The organism is Parasynechococcus sp., assembly GCF_042954325.1.
GTDB lineage: Bacteria > Cyanobacteriota > Cyanobacteriia > PCC-6307 > Cyanobiaceae > Parasynechococcus.
The window spans coordinates 1-4,664 of record NZ_JBGKDS010000014.1 but is presented as its reverse complement, the minus strand read 5'-3'; the positions used below and the strand labels follow the sequence as shown (position 1 = coordinate 4,664).

At 62.7% G+C, this 4,664-nt stretch carries 3 protein-coding genes and 1 pseudogene; 2 read left to right on the top strand and 2 right to left on the bottom strand.

The annotated features are described in order from the left end of the window. On the bottom strand, positions 1-1,861 hold a 1,861-nt coding region (locus ACGVKB_RS02030), incomplete at its 3' end, for a valine--tRNA ligase (protein WP_392349604.1). An 88-nt stretch (positions 1,862-1,949) separates the two neighbouring features. Here ACGVKB_RS02030 and ACGVKB_RS02025 point away from each other — a divergent pair. Both ACGVKB_RS02025 and ACGVKB_RS02020 read left to right on the top strand, forming a co-directional pair. Next, the gene (locus ACGVKB_RS02025) at positions 1,950-3,206 is read left to right on the top strand and encodes an extracellular solute-binding protein (protein WP_392349603.1); all 1,257 of its coding nucleotides are present in this window, start codon (positions 1,950-1,952) and stop codon (positions 3,204-3,206) included. After that, positions 3,206-4,534, top strand: a complete 1,329-nt coding sequence (locus ACGVKB_RS02020) for a mechanosensitive ion channel family protein (RefSeq protein ID WP_392349602.1) — start codon at positions 3,206-3,208, stop codon at positions 4,532-4,534. The genes ACGVKB_RS02025 and ACGVKB_RS02020 overlap by 1 nt, the downstream gene beginning before the upstream one ends. Here ACGVKB_RS02020 and ACGVKB_RS02015 read toward each other — a convergent pair. Beyond that, positions 4,488-4,664 (bottom strand): annotated as a pseudogene (locus ACGVKB_RS02015) (2OG-Fe(II) oxygenase); the annotation flags it as partial. The gene ACGVKB_RS02020 and the pseudogene ACGVKB_RS02015 overlap by 47 nt on opposite strands.

Genomic DNA, 4,664 nt, shown 5'->3' with positions numbered 1-4,664 from the left:
CACCGAGTTGGGCCGGCGTTTCGCCGCCCAGGTTCATCAGGGCGAAGCGGGTGGCGTTCCAGAGCTTGTTGGCGAAATTGCGCGAGGCCTCCACCGTGGCGGAGGTGTCCTTCTTGCGGTCGTAATCCAGGCGGATGTCCTGACCCGCACCGGCCACCTCCCGCACCAGGGCGAAGCGCAGGGCATCGGTGCCGTAACGCTCGATCAGCAGCAGCGGATCGATGCCGTTGCCGGCGCTCTTGCTCATCTTGCGGTTCTGCTCGTCCCGCACCAGGCCGTGGATGTAGACGTCCTGGAAGGGCATCTCGCCGGTGAAGGCGCCGGCCATCATCGTCATCCGGGCCACCCAGAAAAAGATGATGTCGAAGCCCGTCACCAGGGTGCTGGTGGGGTACCAGCGCTGCAGATCAGCGCTGCTCGCATCGGGCCAGCCCAGGGTGGAGAAGGGCCACAGGCCACTGGAGAACCAGGTGTCGAGCACGTCTTCGTCCTGCTCGATCTCTGCCGCGGCGCCGTACTCCGCCTTGGCCTTCTCTAAGGCTTCGGCTTCGTTGCGAGCCACCACGTACGGGGTGGTGTCGGTGTACTTGCCGTCGGTCTCGCTGATCACGAACCAGGCGGGAATGCGATGACCCCACCAGAGCTGGCGGCTGATGCACCAGTCGCGGATGTCGGTGAGCCAGTCGCGGTAGACCTTCTCCCAGCGCTCCGGGATGAAGCGGGGATCCTGCTTCTCGAGGGCCTCACGGCAGCGAGCCGCCAAAGGCTCGGTTTTGACAAACCACTGGGTGGAGAGCAGCGGCTCCACCGGCACCTTGCCGCGGTCGGAATAGGGAACGCTGTGGCGGTAGTCCTCCACCTTCACCAGCAGCCCCAACTCCTCCAAGCCGGCCACCACAGCCTTGCGGGCTTCAAAGCGATCCAGCCCCTCGAATTGGCCAGCCTCCTTATTCATAGTGCCGTTCTTGCGCATCACCGTGATCTGGGGCAGACCGTGGCGCTGGCCGATGGCGAAATCGTTGGGATCATGGGCCGGCGTCACCTTGACGCAACCGGTGCCGAAGTCCTTCTCCACGTGGTCGTCGGCCACGATCGGGATCTCACGACCCACAAAGGGCAGCGTGAGGGTCTGACCCACCAGATGGGCGTAGCGCTCGTCGGTGGGGTTCACCGCCACCGCCGTGTCGCCCAGCATCGTTTCGGGGCGGGTGGTAGCCACCTCGAGATGACCGTCGCCGCTGCTGAGTGGGTAGCGGAAATGCCAGAGGTTCCCATCGACCTCCTTCATTTCCACCTCCAGATCACTCACGGCGGACCCGGAGGCGGGGCACCAGTTCACCAGGTATTCCCCGCGGTAGATCAGCCCCTGCTCATGCAGGCGCACGAAGGCTTCCTTCACCGCCTCACTCAGGCCCTCATCGAGGGTGAAACGCTGGCGTTTCCAATCCACGGAATACCCCAGCCGCCGCAGCTGGCCCACGATGCGACCACCGCTTTCGGCCTTCCACTGCCAGGCCCGCTCCAAAAAAGCGTCGCGGCCAAGGTCGTGGCGGGTCTTGCCCTCCTCCTTGAGCTGCTTTTCAAGGATCGTCTGCACCGCGATCGAGGCATGATCGGTGCCCGGCAGACAAAGGACGTTCTTTCCAGCCAAGCGCTGGTAGCGAACGATCGTGTCAATCAGCGCGGTGTTGAAGGCATGACCCATGTGCAGGCTGCCGGTCACGTTCGGCGGCGGGATCACGACTGAAAACGGTTCACCGGGCGCCGTCGGGTCGGGATGAAACGCCCCCTGGTCCTCCCAGGCCTGCTGCCAACGGGCCTCCGTGCCAACCGGGTCGTAGGTCTTGGCCAGCTCGGACACGGAAGCGGTGCAATGCGTTGGCCATGCTCTCAAAGCCACGGGCCAACACCAAGAACCAGCCTTAAGGTTTGGCGAGCGGTTCAGATCGATGTTCCGGACCTGGTTGCGATGGACGGGTTGCTGTGCTGTAGGCCTTCTGATCGGGGGATGCAGCATCGGCTCAGAAACAGGAGGTCCCCCGGTGGTGGTGAAGATCCTGCGAACGATTGACAATGCTGAGGTGGTCAGCTCCGAGGACTACGAGCGGCTGCAACGGGTCAACGAGTCGATCCTGGAGCAATTCGCCAGCGTGGACCCCTCGGTGCGGCCGCAGCTGACGCTGTCGACCCGAAAACATTTCGTCGATGAGGTCGCACGCCAGACCGCAAGCGGTTTTGGCCCTGACCTGATCCTCACCGACAGCGAAACAGCCATGGAGTTGTATCAACGCAGGCTGCTGGATCCGGTCACGCTGCAGGACGCGGACGAGCAGGACATCCCAAGGGCAGTGCTGCATCTGGCGACCGCGAAAGACGGCCAGCTGGTGGGTCGGCCGGTGAACCAGTTCATGCAGCTGGCCTGTTACGACAAGACCAAGGTCAGTCAATCGCCGCCGACGCTCCAATCCTTGGAGGCCACGAGTGACTCAGCCAACTACGGCTTTGCCCTGCAACTCAAGGATCTGTTCTGGAGCGCCGAAGCCTTCGGGGCGTCGGCAGCCATGGAAGCGGCACTGGATAACAAGACACCGACGGCCGAGGAACAGCAACGGATGACCCGCTGGCTGCAGTGGTTGAAATCAGCGAGCTACCAACAAAACATCCGCTTTCTGAACAGCCAGGCAGCCCTGAGGAAGGGCCTCTCCAGTGGTGAACTCGACTGGATCACCTGTTGGAGCAGCAGTCTTCCGGAGTTGCGCGACAAGCTGAAGGACCGGCTGGGCATCGCAGGTTTACCCATCGGGCCGTCGGAGAAAGCGATTCCCACCACACGCCTGCAGGTCTGGGCTCTGGGCAAGAACTCCAGCAGCGCCCAACGCCAAAAAGCCCTGGCCATGCTCGACTTCATTGGCAAGCCCTGGGCACAGAAGACCTTCGCCCTCCAGGCCCGAACATCGATGCCGGTCAACCAGAAAGCGGCGCCGATCGTGGCCTCGAAAATCCCCGGCGGCCTGAACACCTTGCAGATGTATCTGCAGACGAGCGACAAAACCAAGCGGGACAAACATCAGGCCAAAGCCCGTGTGTTTCGGGATCCCGCCCGATACGAGGCGATCTCAACAGCTCTGCTGGACACCATCTACGACATCCACAGCCCTGAAGAAGCCACCAAGGAAATCCTCAGCAGCCTGAAAGACAGCCTCTGATGCTCACCGCCTTCATCAACGAAGCCACCACCTGGTTGGGCTACCTCCAGCGTGGTTCCGTCCTGATCCAAATCGCCTTGTTTGTCGTGGCTGTGGCTGCGGAAACACGCCTGAAATCGCGCTTGCGGTCGCCGCTGCTCTCCAGTGCCTCCACCATCGCGACCCCGCTGCTGCTCCTTGTGGTGAGCGGGGTGTTGCTGGCTCTGCAGATACCAGCCGGACTCCTGCGCTACTTCTCTCTGCTCTGGTTGATCTGGCGGGCTGTCGAGCCGTCCAAGCATCTGCTGCAGAAACGCTTCCCGAAGGCACCGCTGGATGAAATCGACAAGAACTTCTTCCGGCCGGTGTTGTTCGTGCTCAGCGTGCTCACCTTCTTCCAGATGCTGGGCAGCCGACAATCCCTCTCCTTGATTTCCCTGGGCGACGTCTTCGGGGTGACGCTGACGGTGGGGAAGCTGTTCACAGCGATCGTCGCGACCTACCTGATCGTCGCCCTGGCCAGCCGTCCCGCCCATTTCGTGGCCTGGATCAGCGGCATGTTCTTCGGCGTCAAACCCCAGGGACGACGGGCCTTGGAAGTGATTGTGCGCTACTCCTTGGTCGGCTTCGGCGCCATGAGCGTGGCGTACTACATCGGCATCAACGGCACGGCCCTGGTCGCCGTGGCGGGAGGCCTTTCGGTCGGCATCGGCTTCGGAATCAAGGAAATCATCTCGAACTTCATCAGCAGCATTTGGTTGCTGTTCGAAGGGTCCGTGCGTCCGGGCGAAATCCTGATGATCAACGGAGACCCCTGCACGGTGCGCAAACTCGGGCTCCGAGCCACCCAGCTCCGCCGCGGCCGGGATGGTGCGGAGCTGCTGATCCCCAACCAGAACTTCTTCACGCAGGAAGCCGAGTCGTACACCGCAGAAGAAACGTCCCGACGGGACGCGGTGATGGTCGGCGCGGCTTATCACCACGATCCGGCGCAGGTGATTGCCGTTCTTGTGGACGTGGCCCAGAAGCACGAGAAAGTGCTCAGCTATCCGCCACCGCAGGCCTTCACGGTGGAGTTCGCCGACTCCTCGATCAACTACAAGGTGCTGTTCTGGGTGCGCAACCCTCTGGAGGCCTTCGCGGTGGGCAGCGACCTGCGCCAGCAGATCTGGACGGCCTTCGAGGAACACGGCATCGGCATTCCCTTCCCCCAGCGTCAGGTCTACCCGATGGAATGGCCGCCCTCCAAAGCCACATCCCTGCGTCCGCAGGGCCTGCAGGCGGAGCAGCCCATGCCTCCTGTCAACGGGCCAGACGCTTCAGATACGCCTCCTGACAGCCAGCATTGATCCAACCGGTGGCGATGAGCTTGCTGGCGCTCTCGTTGACCCGGCCCCGGTGAATGTGGGACGGCCCGGCGGGAAAGATCACCAACTTGCCCCGCTCCGCCGGTTCGTGGTGGTCCTGCCAGTGAAACTC